This window comes from Aneurinibacillus sp. Ricciae_BoGa-3, assembly GCF_028421645.1.
Lineage (GTDB): Bacteria > Bacillota > Bacilli > Aneurinibacillales > Aneurinibacillaceae > Aneurinibacillus_B.
The window spans coordinates 4,290,340-4,312,586 of the sequence record NZ_CP116887.1; the positions used below are offsets into that span (position 1 = coordinate 4,290,340).

Sequence of the window (22,247 nt, forward strand, 5' to 3'; positions counted from 1 at the left end):
GGCGGGATTTAGGATGACCGCTGCAGCAGAATCTGTGGAATATCCAGCGTAGGATGCCTTACTACGAGCGGCTCTGTGCCGTATATGTGTGTGATCAGACCAGCATCCATTACTTGTTCCGCCGATCCGCTAAATGTTAAAGTACCCTGCTGCATAAGATGCAGCTTCTCGCAGTATTGAGCGGCCAGATTCAAATCATGCAGCACAAGCACAGCGGTTCCGCCGGTGGTTTTCTGCCAATCCCGCACCAGATCAAGAATGGCCACCTGATAGCCGATATCCAGGTAGGTAGTCGGTTCATCCAGAAGCAGAATCTCTGGTTCCTGGGCAAATGCACAGGCAATCGCTGCTCGCTGCCGTTCACCCCCGCTGAGTTCCTCCAGCCTTTTGTCCGCTAAAGTTGTAAGCTGTGTTTTTATTAGCACTTCCTCTACGATGGCTCTGTCATGCGCTGTGTCGCGCCGCCAAAAATGCTGATGAGGATAGCGGCCCATCGCAACAGCGTCCTGCACAGTCAGCGCAAGCGGCTCAAAGCCGCCCTGGGAAACGACAGAGAGCTTGCGAGCCAGGCTTTTTACCGAATAAGCTTGAAGCGGCTTTCCGTCAATTTCAATCTCACCGCAGTCAGGTTTAAGCAGGCGGGAGAGGATATGAATAAGCGTTGATTTTCCAGAACCGTTAGGCCCGATGACTCCGACCATTTCCCCCTTCCCAATCGAAAAGGAAACATTACGCAAAATACTTATGCCGCCAATCGTGGAATGAACGTTTTTTACATGGATCATGTTTACCGATACCTCCTGCTATTGCTGAAGCTTTCTTGTACGGAGCAGATACGCAAAGAAAGGAGCACCGAGAAAAGCCGTAATCACGCCAATGGGCAGTTCTTGCGGCTGCATAACCGTGCGGGCAAGCGTGTCTGAAACAATTAACAGAATGGCACCGCCCAGCGCAGATACAGGCAGCAGCACACGGTAATCAGGGCCAACCAGTGAGCGCATTATATGCGGAACAATCAGCCCGACAAAACCAATCACACCCGAAACGGCAACCGCCGCGCTTGCTGTGAGCGAGGCAACTGCAAGAAGAATAAAACGGACAGCGGCTACATTCATCCCCAGATGGTGGGCATTACGTTCCCCAAGTGACAAAATATTTAATTCCCGGGAAAAGCCGTACATGATGACAAACCCAGCAAGCGAATAAGGCGCAATCACCGCTCCTGACGACCAATCGCTAAGTGTCAGACTGCCCATCAGCCAATAGATAATCTGCTGCATTTTATCGTGAGACATAGCCAGAACGAGTGACAGGCCGGCCCCAAGAAAGGCCTGAATGATAACACCGGAAAGAAGCAACGTTTCCATCCTGACTTTGCTCCCAGCTGAGGCAAGCCTGTACACCACGAACAATGTACAAACGCCACCGAGAAAAGCAACAAGAGGAAGCACCCCGTTCCAGGTAAGTCCGAGTTGTGAGCTAAACATTATCACCAGCGCTGCACCCAGAGAGGCCCCGGACGATACGCCTAAGATATAGGGATCAGCCAGGGGATTGCGCAGCACACCCTGGAAAACAGCGCCGGAAGAAGCGAGAGCTGAACCAATCAGCATAGCCAGCAGTATGCGGGGCATTCGAATACTCCACACGATCGTATCCGCCGCCGTGGCTGGTTGTTGCACCCCATTCGAAAACACATTCGAATGGATGAAGATGATTCGCCACACTGCGTCGACGGGCAGGCGGACGCTTCCAAATGAAACGCTCGCCACTACCGCAACGATAAGTACAGCCAGCATGATTACAGCCCAGAAAGCAAGACGCACAGCCCAGTTTGCATGCCTCCTGTTTTTATGCGGATAGCTCATTTCTTATAAAGTTCCGGGTGTAAATCGCCGGCAATTTGCTTGAGACCCTCGGTAATACGCGTTCCTGGGCGTGTGACGGTGTTCGAATCCACTTCGTACACCTGCCCTTTTTTAACAGCTGTTATGTTCTGCCATTTGGGGCGATGTTTAATGTTATCGACCGCTCCTTTCATGTAATAACCGTATGTTTCCAGTATTATATCCGGATTGCTCTGGATAATTTTCTCCTCTGACATCTGCTTCCAGCCATTAATATCTGAAGCAATGTTTACGCCGCCGGCCATGTTAATCATGCTGTCAATAAACGTGCCTTTGCCGGAGGTGTACAAGTTTGGATCCACTTCCACCCATACTTTTGGTTTTTTGTTGGCCGGCAGTGCACGTGTTTTATCCGTAACATATTGAACATCTTTTTTCATCCTGCCTACCAGTCCATCTGCTTTGCTCTTAGTTCCAGTCGCCTGTCCGATTTCTTCAATCGATTGATAGATGCCATCTATATTCTGGGCACCTGTAACAAGTACGGGGAGCCCCAGTTTGCGAAGCGATTGAATGGTTTTTCCATTGCCGGTATCCGCCAGTATTAAATCCGGCTGCATCGCTACTATTTTTTCTGCGCTTGCATTTAAATCCCCAACTTTTGGTTTGGATTTAACCTGTGGCGGATAATCATCATAATTAGAGACTCCGACAATTTCCCTGTCCAGTCCTAATGAATAGGCGATTTCCGTTGTGTTCGGCATGATGGACACAATGCGCGCGGGCTTTTTATTAATTTTCACATCTGTGCCTGTGCTGTCTTTAATCACCATCGGAAATCCGCCCTGCGCGTTTGAAGATGCCGCCGGTTGACTTTGTGGCGCTGGCTTGTCAGGTGTTTGATTGCCACAGCCAGCAAGAGTGGCAGCTGCAAGCGGAATTACGAATAGTGCTCCCATTTTTCCTGTCATCGTCTACTCTCTTCCCCTTTCCATTATTAGAAAACTTGGCTGACGCCAAGCCGCAGGCGAAGGTCGACAGCCTTAGTTGCGCTTATGTTGATAGGAAAGCATACTTTCCTATCAACTAAAAAAACGCCTGGGCCCGCATTGGGGCACAGGCACCAGTCACTCTTCGGAGAATTCCACTTCGTAACCGGAATACTTTTTGAGGTTTAGCACCCCGTTCTTGAACATGAGATATTGACCTTTGATTCCGATTAATTCATCTTCGATCTCCGGCTGCTTGTCCAGATTATAAGCTTTGACTTTATCAAGCTTCTCCGCCACAGGGTACACGAATTCATTCCATTCGTCTTCTTTCAGGATAAAAGGCTGAAATCGCTCCGGGAATTTCTGCTGGATTTCCTCACGAAGCTCTATAAGGTCGACTAATTCTATTTGGCCTTTAAGCATTTTACGCCAATCTGTTTTATCCGCAAGGAATTGGGTCAGATAAACTTCAAGTTCACCGGCGGTTTTGCGGTCCGGCACTTCTGCAATGGGGATGGCCCGTACAGCTCCCTGGTCTATCCACCGTTTCTTTTCATTATTTTTTCGAGTGAGTCCTACCTTTACACCGCTGCTAATAGCGAGATACACATAATGCGGAATCATGCAGTGGGAAATTGCAAATTCCGGATCACGGCATGTCCCTAAGTGATAATGGCATTCATGGGGCTTAACAATGCATAAATCATTTTCCGGCAGTTTTGTAAAACATGGGTAGCAGTATCCACTGTTATACGTCTTTTTAATTTTACGCCCGCAATTCACGCACTCCATCTTACCTGTAAAAGCCAAACGCACTTTGTTGCCGATGTATTCATTCATGTTTATCTGCTGTTCGCCGAGCGGCAGCACATATTGAACAGGATTCTCGTAACGGTGCTTGAATCCTTGTAAAAACCCTTTATATGTCACGATTTCCTCTCCCGGAACAGATGTTTATCTGTTTACTTCACTTCTTCAGGAAGCTCGATCACTTTGCGCAAGAATTCACGCGTCCGCTCATTCTGCGGATGTGTGAATACATCTTCCGGCTTCCCCTCTTCCATAATAATCCCCTGATCCATAAAAATCACCCGGTCGCACACATCACGCGCAAAGCCCATTTCATGCGTAACAACGACCATCGTCATCCCTTCGCGCGCCAGATCCTTCATAACTGCGAGCACTTCCCCTACAAGCTCAGGATCAAGCGCCGACGTCGGTTCATCAAACAGCATAATTTTCGGATTCATGGCCAGTGCCCGCGCAATGGCCACCCGCTGCATCTGGCCCCCAGACAGCTTCTCAGGGTATACGTCAGCTTTATCACGCAGGCCAACTTTCTCCAGCAGCTCAAGCGCTTTTTTACGAGCGCTTTCTTTATTTTCCTTTAGCACTTTCATCGGTGCGAGCATCACATTCTCAACTACCGTTTTGTGCGGGAACAAATTAAAACGCTGGAATACCATACCCACTTCTGTGCGCACCTGGTTAATGTCCACCTTCGGATTTGACAAATCATGCCCGTTTATAATAATTTGCCCGCTGGTCAGCTCTTCGAGGCCGTTCAAGCATCGAAGAAACGTACTCTTTCCGGAGCCGGAAGGGCCGATTACGCTGACTACTTCTTTTTCATTGATTATACAGTCAATTCCCTTGAGAACCTCAAGATCACCAAAGTTTTTGTGCAAGTTCTTTACCTGAATGATCAACAATAGTGCTCCTTCCCCAAACACCGCTATTTTGTTTCATTGTAAGGAAAAATCGTTAATTTGTAAAATGCAAGCCCACCCGCCAGCAAAAACAGGACGAAAACAGCTGCAGGGATGATTGCCGGCTAACGGCACGGCGCGTAATACCCGCCCCGATGATTCTCTTATATCCCAGTCGTCTTACAGGCTTTTCTATCCACAACATGGCCAGAAATGTACCTATATATAGAGCCGCGGCATTAAGCCCGTTGGTTCCGGACGAAACGCCGGACTTCTCAAGCAAGATCGTCAGCAGCGGCAGAAGCAGCCCTTGACTGGCACCTGCTACAATAACAACCAGTATGAGAATCAAAAAACGGTAGCCAGATGAAGCTGTCCGATGCACGGATATTCCTCCTTACCTTTCATTGGACACCAGACTATTTTACTTTATTTACAGGGCCTTTACCATGGCGCATCCGGCTTACGAACAGAAGCAGCAGCGGGATCACAAGCATAAACAGCGGAGAGGTTATTGTTCTGACTTTTACAATGTAATCTCCAAGGTCCACTGTACTGCGCAGAACCGTTTCGGCTAAACCTGCTACAAGCAAGCCTAGCGGAACAGCCAATGGTTTTTCATTTTTCACATCAAATAAGGTGGCAACGCCTCTGACAAACATGTTAAACACGATAATAAATTCGATAAGCCCTACCATCACATAAATCCCAAGGTAGAGAATATCAATCCGTTCGACAAACTCACCTATTCTAATAAAACGAATGGCTGAAACAAATGGGTAATTGGAAATGGCCGCTGTTTCTCTCCCCAGCACACCTAAGGAAATGAACGCCCGAAGCGTCAGGAACAACCCGGAAAGCACAACGCCTAACGCACCTAATGAAAAAATATTTTTAGAATCTTTCACAAAGGGCAATACACAGGAAAAAAGCACAATTTCACCCATCGGCAAAATATATTGCAAATAAGAGGCAAATGCCACATTCCCTATCCGGGTATCCAGCAAAGGAAAAATATTCTCCGTCCGAAATTGTCCGATAAGAAGAATACCAATAAACAGAAGAATGAAGAGATAAAACGGAAAAATGAGCTGTGCGATCCGCCCAATTGCCTCGATTCCTTTAAACATGGCGTAAACGCTTATGATAATAATCGCAAGCGCATAAGCATCTGTTGACATCTCCGGACTCAGTACCGATACCATAAACTCGCTGAACGCCCTGACAAAAAGGACAGAAATTTCAAGCATAAGATAGATGTAGACGAGCCCAATAATTTTCCCGCCCCAGCGTCCCAATATGTCTTCGCTATACTGATAAAGCGTCCTTCCCGGATACCGTTTCTGCAGCTGGACGATGATATAATAGGATAGCAATCCAAAAGGAATCGCAAACAAACTTGCGAAAACCGCATCCTGCTTTGCGAAATAAATATCTAAATTCGAAACGCTGGCAGTGGAAGTCATATACAAAAGTATCAGAATTAAAAATTGTGCAGCGGAAATTTTGTCGTCTGACATGCCTTTCACCTCCGGGTTACACGTTTACACCGAATACATAGCGGATCATCCATCTGGAGAGTGGTTCACTAAACTCCTTTACATAAAGCATGGGGTGAAACAGGTTCCAGACATACCTGCTGCCGATAAAGTAATAGAGAGCAACTGCACTTAACAGGGCAAATAGCCAAAATTCCTTTAGCCGTTTCGCCCTGTGTAGTTCATTTCCCTGCCATATCAAGTAGATCAAAACTGCGGCGATAATCAAATAAAATTCTTTCACCTTGCTTCACCTGCTCCCAGCTGATTGATCATTCCGTTTCGAATAACTCTCCATTCGAATGACACGTTAACCGGCATCCTGGGATATATCGAACCATACTGCGTTTTATTGGCGTTCCAATAATCTTTTTGCTTTCGATGAATGAGAGAGCCGAACGCAAAGATATCCACGTTTGCCTCTTTTGACTTTTTAGTAAGAGATAATACCTCTTCCTGGGCCTTGTTTGAAACTTTCCTCTTTAATTCATCTGTTGCTTGCTTACTCATTAAATTTTTCTCCGTACCGGTTTCCATAATTGTACCTTCGATGGTTACTTTTAAGCGAATCGCAGGAAGATTGTTTTTGATCGTCACATTTTCCGTACGATCCCGAATCTTTACCTGAACCGCGGTATTATTCTCGGGAGCATCCGCCTTTGTATCTTCCTCAATGGAGTAAAGCACTTCAGGTTCCTGCGGTGTAATTTTATTAATCAGTCGCAGCGTGCGAACTTCATTTCCGGTTAAATCCATTGCATATTTGGCATTATGGATCACAACTGCGCCCTCTATTGCAATCTGTTTATTCTTTCTATCCTTGGTAGGGGTCTGAACCACTCTGCCTGTAATAAAAGCGCTGGTTGGATCGTTAAAGCGGTTAATCATCTCCCGCAAGGTGAGCACAGCGGTCCGGCTCCACTCTGACTGGTTGTTTATAATGCCTAATATCTCATCGCCAATGGTGACCTCACTAATTGGCTTGGCATTTAATATATCTTTGGCATCTTTCTGGGCGATCAGCACCCAGCTTGAATACCGTATTTCGCGGTTTCGTGCGAAGAAATCAACCACCTCTTTCAACTTATTGCTGTCAATTAGGCGCCGGCCCAGAACAATGCTTTTGCTGTGATACCAGATAAGTTTGCCGGATGTTTTCGATCGCATCGTTCTGGCCGCTTCCATGATGGTGGGTCCATCCATGCTGGCTACAAAGATATTATCCTCGGATAGCGCTGTGCCTTTGGACCGGCCAGGCTTGAGAGATTGAATGGTGAGCGTAAATTTCTTTGTGTTTGGGTTATAATCGATTCCCGTAGTCATCACGATGTTAAGCTCATTTAGTTCTCTCACAGGATTTCCGCTCTGTGCCGATCCGTATTCTGTAATCGCAGTGAGAATGAGCAAACAACACAGGCCGATGAAGATCCACTTTCTTTTCATGCTACTCACCGTCCTTCTCTTTTTCCCCGTTGTCCCGGACACTGCGCTCCTGGATGTCCTTTCGCTGCAGATACCCCGGCCTGTATTTTCGCCACGAATAAGGGGCTAGAAATACCTCACTGGACCAGGAACGGAATTCGGTTGGAGCTAGGGGGGCCATATAAGGAACTCCAAAAGAACGAAGACCGCACATATGCAGGCCAATGATCATCAGCCCGCACGCTATCCCAAACAGCCCAAGTACAGCTGCCGCAAGCATCATGGCAAAACGAAGCAGACGAGTAGTCATAGCCAGGTTGAAAGCGGGAATCGTGAAAGACGCAATCCCGGTAAAAGCCACAACAATCACCATCGCCTGAGAGATAATACCCGCTTGGACAGCGGCCTGGCCTACAACGAGTGCGCCTACGATACTAACCGCAGAACCTACAGGTCTAGGAAGCCGTACGCCTGCCTCTCTGAGTATTTCAAACGAAACTTCCATAATAAGTGCCTCAGTCAACGCTGGAAATGGAACACCGCTGCGCGCTGACACGAGTGTAAAAAGGAGCGGGGTTGGAATTAATTCCTGGTGAAAAGTTGTAATGGCGATGTAAAGCGATGGCCCTGTTAGAGCGACAAGAAAAGTAAAAATCCTGAGAAGCCGAAGCGCGCTGGAAAACCAGAAGCGTTGATAGTAATCCTCACTTGCCTGAAGAAAGTCTGAGAAAACGCTCGGTATAATTAATGCAAAGGGCGTTCCTTCCATCAAAATGGCCACTCGCCCTTCCGCCAGACCAGCCGCGACTTTATCAGGCCTCTCCGTGTTCATGATTTGTGGAAAAGGGGATAAACCATTGTCCTCTATCACCTCTTCAATTTGAGCGCTTTCGATCAATACATCCAAATCCACATTCTTGAGGCGCCGCTTCGCCTCCTTAAGCACGCCATCATCAACAAGGTCTCGCATATACATGAGCACAACAGTGGTCTGGCTGCGCTGGCCAATTCTCATGGTTTCGGATTTTAAATCAGGTGAGTGAATTCTTTTGCGAACAAGGCCTGTGTTGTCCTGCAGCTTTTCCGTAAAACCTTCACGCGGGCCGCGCACAAGCGGTTCCGCTTCCGGCTCACTTACGGAACGCGCTGGCAGCGAAGGGGCGATAACGCCGACCGCGTAATCCATGGAATCTACATGCACAAACGTGACACCCATGGAGATAAATTGTACAGCTTCTTTTATCGTCTTTATTTTAGTTAGTTTCTTAGCCGATATAATCGTGTCTTCAAGATGTCCATCGAATTTGGCAGGATCCATGTTTAAAATAGGACGAATTACATGTAAATCAATAATTTTTTCGTCCACCAGGTCGTCCATAAAAAAAACAGACCCTTTGAGCGTTTTGTTCGGCCCATCACCCACTTGCTCCTGTTTTGGCTCTATCAGTAACGGATGGGTTATAAAAACATCGATATCATGGAATATTTGTTGCAGCAGTTCCATATTTATTTCTGTGTCTGGATCGATGCCAACTTCTTCAAGCGGTTTGTCAAGAAGCTGCAAAGCTTTTCGTTTCTTCAGTTCCTTTTGTGTCTGAAATGCCACTGCAATCCCCCCTGCCTGCTATCAGTTTTATGCTGTGCATATACTGGTAAAATATGCAGTGCAATTTTTTTCATACAGATTGACAAAAGTGTAAAGGTTCATCATAATTAAAAAAACGTTGATGGAGAATAGTACGTGAGAAACCTGCGTTCAGAGAGCAAATCACATGGTGGAAGATTTGCCGCACGGACTGACGGAACCCGCTCTGGAGTGCCGATAACCCGGCCAGGGTTTCTTTCCCTGTTACCAAAAAAGAAACGAGCGGGCGTTCCTGTTGAACGCCAATGAAGGTGGTACCGCGGAAGCTAAAAGTCTTTCGTCCTTTGTTTTTAAAAGGATGAAAGGCTTTTTTTATCGATAAAGAAATTAAAGGGTGGCGTTAACTGTGGACAGTTCCCGGAAGAATCGCATAGTAGTCAAAATAGGCAGCAGCTCGCTTACGAATCCGACCGGCGGCCTTTCATTCGATGAATTAAAAGGCCATACAGCTGCACTGGCTAAGCTTCGGGAGGCAGGCCATGAAGTGATTCTGGTCTCTTCCGGTGCAGTAGCAGCGGGGTTTAAAGCGCTTGGCTTTCCCGCACGCCCCGTATCCATTGACGGCAAGCAGGCCGCAGCGGCGGTCGGCCAGGGAATGCTTATCCAGGCCTATAATGAATGTTTGCAGGAATATGGCTTAATCGGCGCACAAATCCTGCTCACACGCAATGACTTTTCCAGAAGAGATCGCTACCATAACGCATACAGCGCGCTGCAGGTCCTCTTAAAAAAAGGAGCCCTTCCGATTATTAATGAGAATGATACCATTGCCGTCGATGAATTAACATTTGGGGACAACGATATGCTCTCGGCCCTCGTAGCCGGACTGCTGCATGCAGACGGGCTAATCATTCTGACCGATACGGACGGACTGTATTCTGCAGACCCACGAACCCATCCCGATGCCGTTAAATTCAACCTTATCGAGGAAATCACGCCGGAGATTGAAGAGCTGGCGGGCGGCGCAGGTTCAAGCGTCGGAACAGGCGGCATGCGCTCGAAAATCAACGCGGCGAAACTTGCCCTATCGCTCGGCATTGACGTGTTTGTCGGCAGGGGCAGCGGACCCGATAAATTGATTCATATTTTAAATGGAAGTGGGGCTGGAACCTACTTTCGCAATGACATAAAAGGAACGTTCAAATCCCGCAAACAGTGGATTGCGTTTCATGCGCCAAGCAGTGGTATGGTGCAGGTAGACAGCGGTGCCGAAAGCGCTTTGCTTCACAGGGGAAAAAGCCTGCTTCCATCCGGTGTCATTGGCGTCCAGGGAACCTTCTCAGCCGGCCAGGTGGTGGAAGTAACCGATCTGGATGGACGGCTTCTTGGAAAAGGCGAAATCAATTTTTCATCCGCACAGCTTCAGAAAATAAAAGGAAAATCAACCGCCGCTAGCAGGGAACTGCTCCAAATCGATCGCGATGAAGTGGTTCACCGCGATAACTGGGTGACACTGTATGTAGACGAAAACAAGGAGGAGATGGTTAAATGACATTGCTTGACAAAGCGGCACGCGCAAAAAAGGCCGCGGCTACAATGGCACTTATCTCTACAGACGATAAAAACAGAGCCCTGCTCAGTATGGCAAGCGCACTGGAACACAACGTGGACAAAATCCTCGAAGCCAATGAGGCGGATACCCGGGCTGCCAGGGAGAACGGAACGTCGCCTTCCCTCGTCGATCGCCTGCTGCTTACGGAAGCGCGGATTAAGGATATGTCAGACGGACTGCGCCAGGTAGCTGGCCTGACCGATCCAATTGGAGAACAGCTTGAATCATGGGTTAGGCCAAACGGGCTCAACATTACGAAAGTCCGCGTGCCGTTAGGCGTCATCGGTATCATATACGAAGCGCGCCCGAATGTAACCGTGGATGCTGCCGGCTTATGCCTGAAAACCGGCAATGCCGTGCTGCTAAGAGGAAGTTCATCTGCCCTCCATTCCAACCAGACGATAGTGGAGGTACTGCATCAAGCGCTTTCGACCACCACACTGCCCGCTGATGCTGTGCAGCTTCTCGAGGAAGGCACGCGCGAAGAAGTTAACCAAATGCTGAAACTAAATGCATACATTGATGTGCTTATCCCGCGGGGAGGCGCCGGCCTTATCAAATCGGTGGTCAACAATGCCACAGTGCCAGTGCTTGAGACAGGATCCGGCAATTGCCACATCTACATCGATGAAACCGCAGAGCCCGAAATGGCGAAACGGATTACGGTGAACGCTAAAGTACAGCGGCCTGCTGTATGCAATTCAGCAGAAACACTGCTGGTTCATCACAACTGGGCAGAGCAGCACCTCCCATCTCTTCTGTCAGCTTTAAAAGAAAAGGGTGTAGAACTGCATGGGTGTGAGCGTTCCAGAGCGCTTGCTCCCGATATAGACATTATTCCGGCTGTGGAAGACGACTTTAAAACCGAATATTTGGATTATACGATGGCTGTGCGCGTCGTGGACTCTGTAGACGAAGCGATCACACATATCGCACGCTACAGCACTCGCCACTCGGAGTCTATTGTTACAAGTTCTAAGGAGAATGCAGATAAATTTCTTCGCCAGGTTGACTCAGCAGCCGTATATCATAATGCTTCCACCCGTTTTACTGACGGATTTGAATTTGGATTTGGAGCTGAAATCGGCATCAGCACACAAAAGCTCCATGCCCGCGGCCCAATGGGTCTCCCGGCGCTTACTTCATCTAAATATGTCATCTATGGCACCGGCCAAATACGCTGAGGAGGATCGATTATGCTTCAAGACAAAAACATTTGCTTTTTAGGTGCCGGATCGATGGCCCAGGCCCTTATCTCCGGGCTGATTTCAAAAGAGCTAATCAACCCGCGCCAGATTTGCGCGCTAAACAGAGGCAGCAGGGAAAAGCTAGAGCAATTATCCGCCAAGTATGGCATTGCAGTCGTGGAAAGAGAAGAAGCGGTATCGAGAGCAGATATCATTGTGCTTGCCGTTAAGCCCAAAGATATCGAAACAGCCATTGAAGAGATTAAGCAGTGGACCCGCCCTGATCAATTATTTATTTCTGTACTTGCAGGTATTTCAACCGACGCGATTTCCCGTTCCCTGGGCCATCATGCACCTGTAATCCGGTCCATGCCCAACACTTCTGCGGCCATTGGGCTTTCGGCAACTGGCATTTCACCGGGCAAATATGCTTCAAGAGATGACCTGGAACATGCGTTGGCCATGTTTGAAGCCGTTGGCATTGCGGAAATTGTTACTGAAAATGAAATGCATGCTGTAACAGGTCTTTCCGGGAGCGGCCCCGCTTATGTATACTATCTTGTAGAAGCTATGGAGGCTGCCGGGGACAAAATTGGCCTTCCGCCAGAAACCGCGCGCCGTCTTATTCTACAGACGATTATCGGGGCCGCCCATATGCTGCAGGAGACCAATGAAGAACCAGCCGTACTTAGAAAGCAGGTTACAAGCCCCAATGGGACAACAGCAGCAGGGATTGAAATACTGGAGCGCTACCGCTTTCAAGAAGCGATGGACGCCTGTATACGGCGCGCAGTGGAACGCTCGGAAGAAATGGGGGCAGATACAGCCCACAGTTCTGCCCATGCTTCCTCCCGCTGAAAATACACCCAGCCAAAGGAGAAGCTAACGTTATGGATGTTTACGGACTGTATGGGCCCAGCGGAACAGGAAAAAGTACCAGCGCGCTCGCGGTTGCTCATAAATACAATATTCCCGCTATTATCGATGATGGTTTATTAATTTATAAAGGAAGAAAAATAGCGGGAACATCCGCCAAGTATGAGAAAACCACGATCCAGGCTGTAAAACGGGCCATTTTTTTCTATAACGAGCATGCTGAAGATGTCAAAAAAACAATCAATCAGTTAGATATACCGAGAATTCTCCTTATAGGCACGTCCAAAAAGATGGTGAACCGTATCGCAGACGCACTATGTATAGGGCCGATAAATACGTATATTTCAATCGAAGATATACGTTCATCGAGTGAAATCCGCGCTGCTCTCTACACGCGCAGAACAGAAGGAAAACATGTCATTCCGATTCCGCACATTGAGGTCGATCAGCATTTTTTCCAGCGGCTTGTATCTCAGGGCAAAAAAATTTTTTCCGCTAAGAAAGAGATGATCGGAGAGACAACGATCGTGCAACCGGATTTCCAGGCGGGCCGAATTCACGTGACACCGAACGTTTTGCGGAAAATTGTATCGCTCAGCTGCCGCAACATAACCGGGATTGAACTTTCAAAAATTGACGTTGTGCTAAACGATCTGCCGCATATAGACGTGGATATTCATGTAACAGTAAATGAAAAGATATCGCTGCACATGCTTAGCGACACGATTATTGATAGCATATATAACGCCTATATTAACCATTTGAATATAGAGCTGGACGCCATTAATGTGCGAATCAGCAAACTGACATTTGCCGGAGCCTGAATGCTCCGGTTTTTTTGTGTGCAGACTAAAGGGCGTAATCACTCGAATATGAAAGGAGTTTTCTACATGCAGCAGCAGATGGGACAAATCGGCCAGCAGCAACAGCAACCGCTGATGATGGCCCCTCCCCAGATTATTTCAACCAAGGATTTAAATTACTTAAAAGACCAAATGTCCTGGTTGCTTCTCGCTATGAAAAAATGTGCCCATTTTGCCGGTGAATGTACAGACACCGATATTAAACAGGCCATCACAAAAGCAGGACAAATGCACCAGCGGCATTACAACATGCTGCTCAAGCACTGCCAGAATAACAATACACAGGCAATGGCCAGCGTGCCGCAGCCTCAACAGTAAGGAGGAGCCATGCCATGCCACAGCAAAATAATATGATTGGGAACCCAAAACCTACCAATGAGCCAAAAGTTAAAGGGCCGCAGATGAATGACCGCGACCGCATGAACGATATTTTGGCTACCGAAAAATATCTCACAGATGGGTTCAACATTGCCGCACGCGAGGCAAGCCATGCCCAGCTTCACCGGGATATTATGACCATATTGAATGAAACCCATCAATGCACGCGCGATGCATTTGAAATGATGTTCCAAAAAGGCTGGTATAAAATCGAAGCAGAAGACCAATCCAAACTAACCCAAACCTTCAACCAGTTCAGTAACTATTCTTCCCAGTTCCCCTATACCAGTCCACTTCAATGAGAAAAACATCGTGGGTGATGCCGCTCTCTCCTTTCCCCCACGGAAGTTTTTTCGGCCGCTTTCTGTCACGACGGGCGGACCGGCAAAATATTTAAGTATCTCAATGATGGAGACGGTTGCCGGTCTTATTCGCCCTCTGTTCCAGACGCTCCACAAGGGGAAAGAAAGGTGCGGACATGCGCCTCACGATGTTTTTCTTTAGCGTTTTGGGGACCATGCGGTCCCCATTTAAGAAATGGCTGAAAGCACTTTAACACAAAAACATCGCGGTCATCCCTGCGATGTTTTTCTGATCACTTATGTTGGTCCTGGGCAGCATTAAACTTGCTCTGCTGCTCGCGGATTTTAACCTTATTCGCCTGATTCCATTCCTGAATTTGCTCAAATATGCTACGCATCCCCTGTTTTCCCTCCGGATGTTCAGTTGTCCAATGCTTCACAACGGGCGGCATCACTTTTAGCAAATGGCTGTAGATGGCCCAAGCTTTAACCATCTCAACTCGCTGTTCATCCGCCTCCCCGGTTAGCAGCTCTGTAAATTTGTACAGAAGACCATCTAAATCCGGTATTCCCTTACCCTCGTTGTTCATTAAGTTACCTCCATACTTATGTTTCTTATATTATTAACCTATTGCGGCCTATCATCAACCTGAATATAAATTGAATATGTTATAATCTACATAGCTTATCAAAGGAAAGAAGGTATTAATATGACGAAACGCTACAGCGAAATGACCCATGACGAAATACAATCCGAAATGCAGAAACTCCGCGCAGAAGGTATGCGTAAATACCAGGCCGGTTATATATCAGAAGCATCCATCCTGGAAACCAAGTTTTTCATGGCACGCTCCTATCTTCTTAATCCCGACGATTATTTCAGCGGCCAGGAATATAGCGTAATTGGCTACGATGAGCCGTTCTACGTCCGGTATCTAAATGGTGTAATGGCCTGGGGTCACTTCCGTACATCCGAAGAGGAAAAAGCTTTTCCCATTGGACGGCTTGAAGAGATTACCCATCCTGCTCAAGCGAGGGCTGCTGTTCTAGGTAAGAACCCAATCTCTTTTTAGCAAACCATACACCTGGTGGTCCACATAATGGTCATAAAGCCACTCAGCCTCTCGTATTCTGCCTTCCCATTTAAAGCCGAGGCGGATTGCAATCGCCTCACTCCGGTGGTTGGCCGTTGAACAGCGTATCTCCGCCCGGTTCAATCCCAAATCGTCAAACGTGTACCGAATCAATTGCCTAACACATTCAGTCATGATGCCTTTTCCCTGCGCATGGCTCGCCAGCCAATACCCTATGCTTGTATAATGGTTTGTCCAGTTAATCTGATTCAAACTGACAATGCCAGCAAACTTCCCATTATAGCGGATAAGATAGTTTCCCCCACTATTTAGCCTCTCCATTCTTTTGCCTATTTCAATGAATTCTTTTATATCCTCCACGCTCTGGTTGAAGTCCACCCAGCCGAGAAAAGTTCGCAGGTATTGCCGATCCCTATCAATCACGGCAAAAATTTCATTAGCATCTTCTTCCTCAATATCCTGAATGAACGTGTGCTCATTTATCTCAATCCGCAATTTCTACCCCTCCTCATTTGTCTTTAACAATTTTCCAATTTTTACACGAAACAATTTCTGGCATATTCCTCATACTATCCCTGTAGACATGCGCTACAAATGGATTAAAGGAGGAAAGTTCATGCGTTTTTCTATGATTACTTTAGCAACGGTACTGCTGACCGGACTGCTGCTTGTTCAGGTTTTTTTAACAACCGCTCCTAAAGCTCAGGCTCAGCAGACAGCGAAGGTTGGGGAAACTCCTTTTCCCGGCTCCATCCGTGTCGCCATCCGTGAAAGCAGGCCAGGGGGAGAGCCCAATCCGCGCGGAAGAATCCTGTACGTGGAGGAGGTCCCCACAGAGACGTATCTGCGTAATGTACTGCCAAATGAGTGGCTGCCATCGTGGGAACCGGAAGCTCTTAAAGCAGGAGCCATTGCAATCAAAATGTTTGCCTGGTACCACCATCTGAACCCGATTACGCTGGAAAACCAGAGATTTGATGTGGACAACACGGTAAACTTCCAGGTATTCCGGGAGGGTACGGATATGCCCCGCACAAACGCAGCATTCGATGATGTGGAAAATTTGGCGTATGTAAAGGCCAACGATGAAATCATCGAGCTTAACTACCGCGCCGGATATCCGAATGACCCGAATTACCAGTACCGCAATGCTCAGAAAATGTCCCAGAACGGTTCCCAGTACCTGGCCGATAAGCGTGGCCAAAATATGCTGCAGATTCTTCAATTCTACTACGAAGGACGAAAGCTGGTGAGAATTCCATGATACCGAAAACAAAAAAAATTTGGTTTGTGTTATTAACCATCTGCCTTTTCCTGATTTGCTTTGAGGGATTCACCAAACCAGCAAACGCTGAAAAAGCACCGCTTCCGGAATATAAATACGAGGTTCAGAAGCGCCAGGGCAACAGCGCACTGAATTATTTGCCTGAGGTTAAGCCAGGCCCTGATATTCCCGGGGCAAAGAAATGGGACAAGTGGGCGATGCTTCAGGTACGTGTTCTTGATTTTCACACACGAGCTCCGCTCCCTAATACCGAGGTTGTACTGGGCGAGAATGGATACCGGGTAAAAACAGATGCAAACGGCCGCACGCCGGCTTTTCCAGCACCCGTTATTCGTGATCCGCGCTATACCGAAACGCTGGCCAGGCTGCACGGGCAACTCACGCTTCTCTCCTATAAAAACGGATACAGGGACACCATCTATTTCAACGTTCGCATGAATGAACGGATACTGACAACTGTCGATATGTATATGATTCGGATTGATCCGCAGTCCCGCCGCATTGAACCGTATGTATACTTCTATCCAACACACCGCCTGTTTACGATTAACCTTGCTGAACAGTTCCGCAGCAAAACCCAACCAGGAGCAGGTCCGGAAAGCCCTGCCAGATAAGTATGAAGAAAAAATTAATCCTGCCCGTTATGCTCCTGGTGCTAAATGCCGCTTTTTTCGTATACAGCCGGGAACATGCTCAGCGCGTGCAGACGCATGCCAGCACCCCGCAGGCAATTGCGATAACAGCTGCAGGGTTTAGCCCAAATAAACTGGTTTACCGGCAAGGCGGCACCGTGTCGCTCTCCGTTCATAATATCGATTCCAAAACACATAATTTTATCATTCGGGATTACTATATTTTTTCACGTGACCTGAAGCCCGGTGAAGTGACGACCATGGAATTCAAGGCTGTGAAAAAAGGAACCTTTCCCATTATATCCGATACTCCAGGATTCCCCGAACCCGGATATAAGGGTGAATTGATTGTTAATTAGTTGGCAGAGAAAAAGCACCGTACTTTATGTACCGTGCTTTTTTTCCTATTGCAATGCTTAAGCGATCACCTTAAATCCGTAACACTCAGTACCGCCCAGATTCCATCCCGTCCTTGTTTAACAGGCTGATAAAGCTCCACTAAAAACAAACAGGGCCCGTTAGTAGCATCAACGAGTGCGTGCATAAGCCCGGAATCATAGTCGCGATAATACTGACGAAACCGAAAGACGTAGTCAGCTGTAAATCCGAGGTGCGCCATTCCCACTATTCTTGCTGTTTGCACAGGATCGTGTCTCCAGGGATTTCCTCCCCGGTCAACATAATGCTGTATAGCAATAAAATCTTCCGGCACGGCTACATGCCCCGTATGCACCTGTCTGCAGGGGTCCTGGCGCCAACTGCCCATACTTCTTGTTCCCATCCGCCACCATCCCTTTTTTCCACAGGATATGCCAGAGAAAAAAAGGTGTGAACAGATGGTGCTCCGCCTTTACCTAAATGGTTACGGAATCAGCGTTCATAGATGGCACAATGCGGCCGCGATTCATTTGGCGGTGAAACACATCTCTCTCGATAACGAAGCCTTCATTCGACCCTTCATACCGGCAGGCAAAAAACAGGCGATCCGCTTCCTCTACACGGAATGCTTTCATTTCTCGTGAAATGCGATATTGATTCCCTACATACTGTTTCATAACACAATCCCTCCAGGCCGTATTTTTTCTTGTTTGTAGTATAACACAGCCTGTAATAGAACAGCAAGCAGTTTTTCGAAAATTATAGCAATACAGTTCCCTGCTGTTTTCGGCCAATTATATACACATAAAACAGCGGAATCAGCCCTACCGCAGTTAACAGGCCGAAGAATTTGTAGGTTGCAAAGATCCCCCATTTGTCAAGGATCATCCCGCCAATTAGGTTACTCGCCATCGAGCCGAGACCCAGCCCCATCGAAGTGTAGATGGCAATGGCGGTAACGCGCAGCGAATCGGGTGTATTCTCCTTCACAAACTGGGTGGCTGAAGCCAGGTACAAACCGACCGAGAGCCCCTGGACAAAGAACAGCGCCAGTACCGCCGCAGGCGTTGGGCTTGTGCCATACCAAAACCAGCGAACCGATGAAATGAGGCCGGCCAGCAAAATCGTACGCTCCAGCCCAAGCCTTCTAATAAAAAAGCCCGAAAACTTCATAAAGGGCGCTTCACTGCCGGCAAAAAGGAGAAAAGCCAGGCCAATGCCCGCGATATTCCCGCCAAGTTTGTCATATAACAGTCCAAAATAAACGTTGTGGGCGTTTATCGGCCCAAAGATTAAAAAAGCGCTGGGCAAAAACAAGATATAACGGGGAATTCGGATAAGATGCAGAAGGCCTTTCCAAATATTGACCTTCTCCCCCGCCTGAGCGACATCCATGCGATAAAGAAAAAGCAGGGCGATTAACTGGGCCAGGCCATACACATAAAAAATAACCAGAAAAGAATACTTCTGAGCTAATAACCCTACAATCAGCGTGGCAAGGGCAAAACCGATGGCGCCCCACTGGCGGACGCGCCCAAAATCAATCCCCTCCCGCGCAGCATAGCGAAGAGCCATTCCATCTGATATGGGAACAACCCCGCTCTGGAAAAAATGTAAAACGGCATATAAAAGAGCGAAGGAAAGAAATGTTTTCCCGTCGAGAATGATGACAGACATAACAGCCGTCATGGCGAGAATCCCCATTAGAATTTGCCTGGGGATTCGGAAGCGATCACACATCATTCCCCAGAACGGCTCGGCTACAATGGCTATGATAGGCCCCACGGATACAATTAGCCCAATGTGGGTTCCGTTCATGCCAATACTCTGGAGGTAATGCGACAGAAGCGGATACATAGCACCGAGAGAAAAATAAATAAAAGTAAACATACCGTTTATTTGTATCGCTTCAGCAGCCTGTGTATTTTTCATGCTTATTCAACCTCTCCTATTGAGAAAAACATCGCGGGCCATGCCGCTCTCTCCTTTCCCCTCAGGAAGTTTTTACGGCCGCTTTGTGGAACGACGGACGGACCGGCATTAGCAAAGCTTGGCCAGCTGCGAGCGAAGCGCTGCTGATGGCCTTAGCTGCGCTTATACCGTTTAGGTGCAACATCTGGGTATATCAATGATGGAGACAGTTGCCGGTCTTTTTCTCCCTCTGTTCCACACGCTCCATTAGAAAACTAGGTTGCGGCCAAGCTATAGCGCAGGCAGCAACCTAAGTTGCACTTATGCCGAAAGGTAAAATCGAAACACCTTTCGGCCTGGGGGAAAGAAAGGTGCGGACATGCGCCTCACGATGTTTTTGTTGGGTGTTTCGGGACCGGAGGTCCCTTTTAAAAAATCGTTCACGGCACTTCAACACTGTGAAGCACATAAACTTTACATATAACAAAGAGAAAGGGACCTATCGGTGCCAGCAGAAAATCACTTCATATTTTAAAGCGAAATCTACTTTCTATGACAACGAAAGAGTGGGCAAACCTTGTGTAAGGCTTGCCCACTTTATACCTACCCTTTGTATACAGGCAGAATTTTTTTAGGGTTAACGGTTCTTACAATAGCCCATGTGTCAAGATCAGCCTCATCGAACTGTTCCAGATACCGGATAACCTCTTTTGTAATAGGGGTAGGGGTGGAAGCGCCGGATGTAACGGCTACTTTCTTCTTCCCTTTCAGCCATTCGATATCCAGTTCCGTTACATCGGCTATGCGATGGGCTGGGACGCCTGCAATTTCTTGTGCAACCTGAGCTAGCCGGTTGGAATTATTGCTTCGCGGATCACCCACAACAATAAGCAGGTCTGCCTGGCCCGCCTGCTCCGCGACCGCTTCCTGGCGAACCTGGGTTGCCATACAGATTTCATTATGAATTTCGGCATGCGGGTACTTTTTAATAACCGCGTTCATTATGTGTTTAATGTCCCACTGGCTCATCGTTGTCTGGTTTGTCACGATAATCTTGTCTGTGGCAATGTCGAGTGCATCCACTTCCTCTTCACGCTCGATGAGGTGAACGGATTCGGGAGCAACGCCGAGGGCTCCTTCCGGTTCGGGATGCCCTTTCTTGCCGATATATATTACCTGATAGCCTTCCGCCGTTTTCTCCCGGATTAGATCGTGTGTCTTCGTCACATCCGGACAGGTGGCATCGACTACTGTGAGACCTTTTTCCCTTGCCCGCCTTTTCACATCGGGAGAAACACCATGCGCGGTGAAGATAACCGTTCCCTTGTCAACCTTTTCAAGGATCTCCATGCGATCTGCACCATCAAGGGTAATAATCCCTTCATCTTCGAACGCTTTGACTACATGGCTGTTATGCACAATCATGCCGAGTATATAGATCGGCCGCGGAAAGTCAAAGTTTCTGGCCGTCTGCTGAGCGAGCACCATAGCGTCCACTACTCCATAGCAATAACCGCGGGGCGATATTTTGATTACTTCCATGCTTGTACCCCCACTCTGGTAAGTATATTAATTCAATCGAGCGGAAAGGAAAGAGCGCTCCATTCTCGCAGTTCAAGCGTACGAGCCTGCTCTACTACTACCGGATCGTTCTGCGCCAGTTGTAAGGCCGCCTCATAACTATCCGCTTCATAAATAACCATTCCGCCTTTTCCATCTGTGAACGGACCGGCCGCCGTAACCTTGCCTTCTTTAAAAAGGCCATTAATATAATCAAGATGCGCCGGTCTGACTTCTTTGTTTTTCTCCTGATCCACAATAGTCAACAATGCAACAAATTTCATTTTGCAACCTCTCCTTACTTTATCCGATTGAGATGATTTTTTGCAAGCACAAAGGGCTCCCAGGTAAGCATACCCCTTTTCACAAAATTAGTCATAGGATTGCAAAAATTTTTTATTCCTCTTCCTCCTCGTTAATGCCATTCTTAAGCTTCTCAATATATGCGAGATCCCCGGGCTCATAGGTGGCCTGACCGCTTGTAAGATTGTTAATAAGCTCAATCAGGCAGGCTTCTTTCCCTTCTTCTTCCCCAACGGTTACGGTTACTTTATCCGTATATTCAATGCCGATTATCTGAACATCGGCCGCGTTGAGTTCATTTTCGATTTTGCCAAGGAATGTATAATCAAAAGAAAAGTGATGCTGGCGGGTTAAAATGCGTTCAACGATACCGGCTGAGCGAAGCCCTGCACTGGCCGATTTGCCGTAAGCGCGGATAAGGCCACCCGCCCCCAGCTTAATGCCGCCGAAATAACGGGTAACAACAATAGCTGTATCCTTGACAGAGTTGCGCTTGATGACCTCAAGAATCGGCTTTCCCGCTGTGCCGCTTGGCTCCCCGTCATCATCCATTTTCTGAAATTGGTCATTGCCCCCGCATATATAAGCGGAACAATTATGGGTAGCATCCCAATATTTCTTTTTTATTTCTTGAATAAAATTGATCGCTTCTTCAGGTGATTCAACACGTTTTACAGAACTGATAAAACGGGAACGGTTGATTTCAATTTCGGCTTCCCCGCTGGGCCGTACAGTTAGATAACGCTGAAGCATATAGGACTTCCTTTCTGTGC

The 22,247-nt window shown here is 47.6% G+C and carries 28 protein-coding genes and 1 other annotated feature; of the genes, 10 read left to right on the plus strand and 18 right to left on the minus strand.

Annotation, left to right across the window (positions count from 1 at the left end):
* Positions 1–8: 8 nt before the first annotated feature.
* From PP175_RS21940 to PP175_RS21985, 10 genes are all read right to left on the minus strand, one after another.
* Entirely contained in the window at positions 9–785 is a 777-nt protein-coding gene (locus tag PP175_RS21940) for an ABC transporter ATP-binding protein (RefSeq protein WP_272440350.1), read from the minus strand.
* Between the two features lie 18 nt (positions 786–803).
* On the minus strand, positions 804–1,868 hold the full coding sequence (locus PP175_RS21945) for a FecCD family ABC transporter permease (protein ID WP_272440351.1): 1,065 nt from the start codon (positions 1,866–1,868) through the stop codon (positions 804–806).
* Entirely contained in the window at positions 1,865–2,818 is a 954-nt protein-coding gene (locus PP175_RS21950; RefSeq protein WP_272440352.1) for an ABC transporter substrate-binding protein, read from the minus strand. The genes PP175_RS21945 and PP175_RS21950 overlap by 4 nt, the downstream gene beginning before the upstream one ends.
* 156 nt (positions 2,819–2,974) lie before the next feature.
* On the minus strand, positions 2,975–3,769 hold the full coding sequence (locus PP175_RS21955) for a DUF2797 domain-containing protein (protein WP_272440353.1): 795 nt from the start codon (positions 3,767–3,769) through the stop codon (positions 2,975–2,977).
* A gap of 32 nt (positions 3,770–3,801) precedes the next feature.
* Positions 3,802–4,548, minus strand: coding sequence for an amino acid ABC transporter ATP-binding protein (locus tag PP175_RS21960; protein ID WP_272440354.1), 747 nt, complete (start codon positions 4,546–4,548; stop codon positions 3,802–3,804).
* Between the two features lie 55 nt (positions 4,549–4,603).
* The gene (locus PP175_RS21965; RefSeq protein WP_334314175.1) at positions 4,604–4,933 is read right to left on the minus strand and encodes a hypothetical protein; all 330 of its coding nucleotides are present in this window, start codon (positions 4,931–4,933) and stop codon (positions 4,604–4,606) included.
* 34 nt (positions 4,934–4,967) lie between these two features.
* Positions 4,968–6,068 carry a GerAB/ArcD/ProY family transporter gene (locus PP175_RS21970; RefSeq protein ID WP_272440355.1) on the minus strand — a complete coding sequence of 367 codons (1,101 nt, stop codon included), beginning with the start codon at positions 6,066–6,068 and terminating at the stop codon, positions 4,968–4,970.
* 16 nt (positions 6,069–6,084) lie between these two features.
* The gene (locus tag PP175_RS21975; RefSeq protein ID WP_272440356.1) at positions 6,085–6,330 is read right to left on the minus strand and encodes a hypothetical protein; all 246 of its coding nucleotides are present in this window, start codon (positions 6,328–6,330) and stop codon (positions 6,085–6,087) included.
* Positions 6,327–7,529, minus strand: a complete 1,203-nt coding sequence (locus tag PP175_RS21980) for a Ger(x)C family spore germination protein (RefSeq protein WP_272440357.1) — start codon at positions 7,527–7,529, stop codon at positions 6,327–6,329. Before PP175_RS21980 ends, PP175_RS21975 begins: the two co-directional genes overlap by 4 nt.
* Position 7,530: 1 nt before the next feature.
* Positions 7,531–9,114 (minus strand): spore germination protein, encoded by a 1,584-nt coding sequence (locus PP175_RS21985; protein ID WP_272440358.1) that lies wholly within the window; start codon positions 9,112–9,114, stop codon positions 7,531–7,533.
* Between the two features lie 109 nt (positions 9,115–9,223).
* Positions 9,224–9,441 (plus strand) — a binding site (T-box leader).
* Between the two features lie 58 nt (positions 9,442–9,499).
* On the opposite strand from PP175_RS21985, the gene proB reads away from it, so the two are divergent.
* The 6 genes from proB (at position 9,500) to PP175_RS22015 (ending at position 14,311) form a co-directional block, all read left to right on the plus strand.
* Positions 9,500–10,645 (plus strand): glutamate 5-kinase, encoded by a 1,146-nt coding sequence (gene proB / locus PP175_RS21990; RefSeq protein ID WP_272440359.1) that lies wholly within the window; start codon positions 9,500–9,502, stop codon positions 10,643–10,645.
* Positions 10,642–11,889: a glutamate-5-semialdehyde dehydrogenase gene (locus PP175_RS21995; protein ID WP_272440360.1), complete on the plus strand. Its 1,248-nt coding sequence runs from the start codon at positions 10,642–10,644 to the stop codon at positions 11,887–11,889. The genes proB and PP175_RS21995 overlap by 4 nt, the downstream gene beginning before the upstream one ends.
* Positions 11,890–11,901: 12 nt before the next feature.
* Positions 11,902–12,750, plus strand: coding sequence for a pyrroline-5-carboxylate reductase (gene proC / locus PP175_RS22000; RefSeq protein ID WP_272440361.1), 849 nt, complete (start codon positions 11,902–11,904; stop codon positions 12,748–12,750).
* A 32-nt stretch (positions 12,751–12,782) separates the two neighbouring features.
* On the plus strand, positions 12,783–13,592 hold the full coding sequence (locus PP175_RS22005; protein ID WP_272440362.1) for an AAA family ATPase: 810 nt from the start codon (positions 12,783–12,785) through the stop codon (positions 13,590–13,592).
* A gap of 66 nt (positions 13,593–13,658) precedes the next feature.
* The gene (locus PP175_RS22010) at positions 13,659–13,949 is read left to right on the plus strand and encodes a hypothetical protein (RefSeq protein ID WP_272440363.1); all 291 of its coding nucleotides are present in this window, start codon (positions 13,659–13,661) and stop codon (positions 13,947–13,949) included.
* A gap of 14 nt (positions 13,950–13,963) precedes the next feature.
* Positions 13,964–14,311 carry a spore coat protein gene (locus PP175_RS22015; RefSeq protein ID WP_272440364.1) on the plus strand — a complete coding sequence of 116 codons (348 nt, stop codon included), beginning with the start codon at positions 13,964–13,966 and terminating at the stop codon, positions 14,309–14,311.
* Positions 14,312–14,604: 293 nt separating this feature from the next.
* Here PP175_RS22015 and PP175_RS22020 read toward each other — a convergent pair whose 3' ends face one another.
* Positions 14,605–14,901 (minus strand): DUF2573 family protein, encoded by a 297-nt coding sequence (locus PP175_RS22020; protein ID WP_272440365.1) that lies wholly within the window; start codon positions 14,899–14,901, stop codon positions 14,605–14,607.
* 120 nt (positions 14,902–15,021) lie between these two features.
* On the opposite strand from PP175_RS22020, the gene PP175_RS22025 reads away from it, so the two are divergent.
* The gene (locus PP175_RS22025; RefSeq protein ID WP_272440366.1) at positions 15,022–15,384 is read left to right on the plus strand and encodes a DUF1811 family protein; all 363 of its coding nucleotides are present in this window, start codon (positions 15,022–15,024) and stop codon (positions 15,382–15,384) included.
* Here PP175_RS22025 and PP175_RS22030 read toward each other — a convergent pair.
* Complete coding sequence (locus PP175_RS22030; RefSeq protein WP_272440367.1) at positions 15,358–15,900, minus strand: GNAT family N-acetyltransferase; 543 nt, start codon at positions 15,898–15,900, stop codon at positions 15,358–15,360. The two genes, PP175_RS22025 and PP175_RS22030, sit on opposite strands and share 27 nt — an antisense overlap.
* A gap of 121 nt (positions 15,901–16,021) precedes the next feature.
* Between PP175_RS22030 and PP175_RS22035 the strand changes: the two genes are divergently transcribed.
* From PP175_RS22035 to PP175_RS22045, 3 genes are read left to right on the plus strand one after another with little or no spacing between them, the layout of a single operon-like run.
* Positions 16,022–16,669, plus strand: a complete 648-nt coding sequence (locus PP175_RS22035; protein WP_272440368.1) for a SpoIID/LytB domain-containing protein — start codon at positions 16,022–16,024, stop codon at positions 16,667–16,669.
* Positions 16,666–17,304, plus strand: coding sequence for a hypothetical protein (locus PP175_RS22040; protein WP_272440369.1), 639 nt, complete (start codon positions 16,666–16,668; stop codon positions 17,302–17,304). The genes PP175_RS22035 and PP175_RS22040 overlap by 4 nt, the downstream gene beginning before the upstream one ends.
* Before the next feature lie 2 nt (positions 17,305–17,306).
* Complete coding sequence (locus tag PP175_RS22045) at positions 17,307–17,681, plus strand: cupredoxin domain-containing protein (RefSeq protein WP_272440370.1); 375 nt, start codon at positions 17,307–17,309, stop codon at positions 17,679–17,681.
* Between the two features lie 65 nt (positions 17,682–17,746).
* Here the strand turns inward: PP175_RS22045 and PP175_RS22050 are convergent, their stop codons facing one another.
* The 6 genes from PP175_RS22050 to PP175_RS22075 all read right to left on the minus strand — a co-directional run bounded on the left by PP175_RS22050 (position 17,747) and on the right by PP175_RS22075 (position 22,227).
* On the minus strand, positions 17,747–18,103 hold the full coding sequence (locus PP175_RS22050) for a hypothetical protein (RefSeq protein ID WP_272440371.1): 357 nt from the start codon (positions 18,101–18,103) through the stop codon (positions 17,747–17,749).
* A gap of 73 nt (positions 18,104–18,176) precedes the next feature.
* Complete coding sequence (locus PP175_RS22055; protein ID WP_272440372.1) at positions 18,177–18,377, minus strand: hypothetical protein; 201 nt, start codon at positions 18,375–18,377, stop codon at positions 18,177–18,179.
* Between the two features lie 82 nt (positions 18,378–18,459).
* Positions 18,460–19,632, minus strand: coding sequence for an MFS transporter (locus tag PP175_RS22060; protein ID WP_272440373.1), 1,173 nt, complete (start codon positions 19,630–19,632; stop codon positions 18,460–18,462).
* A 582-nt stretch (positions 19,633–20,214) separates the two neighbouring features.
* On the minus strand, positions 20,215–21,153 hold the full coding sequence (locus PP175_RS22065) for a 4-hydroxy-3-methylbut-2-enyl diphosphate reductase (protein ID WP_272440374.1): 939 nt from the start codon (positions 21,151–21,153) through the stop codon (positions 20,215–20,217).
* A gap of 32 nt (positions 21,154–21,185) precedes the next feature.
* Positions 21,186–21,455, minus strand: coding sequence for a YciI family protein (locus PP175_RS22070; protein WP_272440375.1), 270 nt, complete (start codon positions 21,453–21,455; stop codon positions 21,186–21,188).
* Between the two features lie 112 nt (positions 21,456–21,567).
* Positions 21,568–22,227, minus strand: a complete 660-nt coding sequence (locus PP175_RS22075) for a YigZ family protein (RefSeq protein WP_272440376.1) — start codon at positions 22,225–22,227, stop codon at positions 21,568–21,570.
* Between the last annotated feature and the right edge of the window lie 20 nt (positions 22,228–22,247).

Bases quoted from the DNA above. Each gene is read 5' to 3' on its own strand.
- PP175_RS22055 (WP_272440372.1), bottom strand. From the start codon at position 18,377: ATGAAACAGTATGTAGGGAATCAATATCGCATTTCACGAGAAATGAAA.
- PP175_RS21950 (WP_272440352.1), bottom strand. From the start codon at position 2,818: ATGACAGGAAAAATGGGAGCACTATTCGTAATTCCGCTTGCAGCTGCC.
- PP175_RS22025 (WP_272440366.1), top strand. From the start codon at position 15,022: ATGACGAAACGCTACAGCGAAATGACCCATGACGAAATACAATCCGAA.
- PP175_RS22005 (WP_272440362.1), top strand. From the start codon at position 12,783: ATGGATGTTTACGGACTGTATGGGCCCAGCGGAACAGGAAAAAGTACC.
- PP175_RS22050 (WP_272440371.1), bottom strand. From the start codon at position 18,103: ATGGGAACAAGAAGTATGGGCAGTTGGCGCCAGGACCCCTGCAGACAG.
- PP175_RS22060 (WP_272440373.1), bottom strand. From the start codon at position 19,632: ATGAAAAATACACAGGCTGCTGAAGCGATACAAATAAACGGTATGTTT.
- PP175_RS22070 (WP_272440375.1), bottom strand. From the start codon at position 21,455: ATGAAATTTGTTGCATTGTTGACTATTGTGGATCAGGAGAAAAACAAA.
- PP175_RS22040 (WP_272440369.1), top strand. From the start codon at position 16,666: ATGATACCGAAAACAAAAAAAATTTGGTTTGTGTTATTAACCATCTGC.
- PP175_RS22045 (WP_272440370.1), top strand. From the start codon at position 17,307: ATGAAGAAAAAATTAATCCTGCCCGTTATGCTCCTGGTGCTAAATGCC.
- PP175_RS22035 (WP_272440368.1), top strand. From the start codon at position 16,022: ATGCGTTTTTCTATGATTACTTTAGCAACGGTACTGCTGACCGGACTG.
- PP175_RS21995 (WP_272440360.1), top strand. From the start codon at position 10,642: ATGACATTGCTTGACAAAGCGGCACGCGCAAAAAAGGCCGCGGCTACA.
- PP175_RS21970 (WP_272440355.1), bottom strand. From the start codon at position 6,068: ATGTCAGACGACAAAATTTCCGCTGCACAATTTTTAATTCTGATACTT.
- PP175_RS21980 (WP_272440357.1), bottom strand. From the start codon at position 7,529: ATGAAAAGAAAGTGGATCTTCATCGGCCTGTGTTGTTTGCTCATTCTC.
- PP175_RS22015 (WP_272440364.1), top strand. From the start codon at position 13,964: ATGCCACAGCAAAATAATATGATTGGGAACCCAAAACCTACCAATGAG.
- PP175_RS22020 (WP_272440365.1), bottom strand. From the start codon at position 14,901: ATGAACAACGAGGGTAAGGGAATACCGGATTTAGATGGTCTTCTGTAC.
- PP175_RS22010 (WP_272440363.1), top strand. From the start codon at position 13,659: ATGCAGCAGCAGATGGGACAAATCGGCCAGCAGCAACAGCAACCGCTG.
- PP175_RS21945 (WP_272440351.1), bottom strand. From the start codon at position 1,868: ATGAGCTATCCGCATAAAAACAGGAGGCATGCAAACTGGGCTGTGCGT.
- PP175_RS21940 (WP_272440350.1), bottom strand. From the start codon at position 785: ATGATCCATGTAAAAAACGTTCATTCCACGATTGGCGGCATAAGTATT.
- PP175_RS22075 (WP_272440376.1), bottom strand. From the start codon at position 22,227: ATGCTTCAGCGTTATCTAACTGTACGGCCCAGCGGGGAAGCCGAAATT.
- PP175_RS22065 (WP_272440374.1), bottom strand. From the start codon at position 21,153: ATGGAAGTAATCAAAATATCGCCCCGCGGTTATTGCTATGGAGTAGTG.
- proC (WP_272440361.1), top strand. From the start codon at position 11,902: ATGCTTCAAGACAAAAACATTTGCTTTTTAGGTGCCGGATCGATGGCC.